The following is a 313-nucleotide window of genomic DNA, read 5'->3' as shown; positions in this document are numbered from 1 at the left end:
TGGAAGCTGGCTTACGAGGACAACAATGTGGATGCTGGCCTGGCGCACGGTCTGCCGGGTAAGTCGCAGATCGGTAAGGGTATGTGGGCCAAGACTGAGCTGATGGCTGACATGCTGGAGCAGAAGATCGGCCAGCCGAAGGAGGGCGCTTCTACTGCGTGGGTTCCGTCCCCGACGGGTGCAACACTGCACGCAACCCACTACCACGAGGTGGATGTCTTTGAGGTGCAGGACAAGCTGCGCACCGAGGGTCGCCGCGAGACTCTGGGTGACATTCTGACCATTCCGGTGGCGGAGTCCGCTGACTGGTCTG

1 pseudogene is annotated in these 313 nt (G+C 61.3%); it reads left to right on the top strand.

Features of this window, described 5'->3' with window-relative positions:
• Nucleotides 1-27 precede the first annotated feature (27 nt).
• A pseudogene (locus tag CYJ76_RS11480) lies at nt 28-313 on the top strand (malate synthase G); the annotation flags it as partial.

Origin of the sequence: Kytococcus schroeteri, from assembly GCF_002847825.1 — a bacterium.
Taxonomy (GTDB): Bacteria; Actinomycetota; Actinomycetes; order Actinomycetales; family Dermatophilaceae; genus Kytococcus; species Kytococcus schroeteri.
Note: the sequence above shows the minus strand (reverse complement) of the source record. Positions and strands in the feature narration are given on the sequence as shown.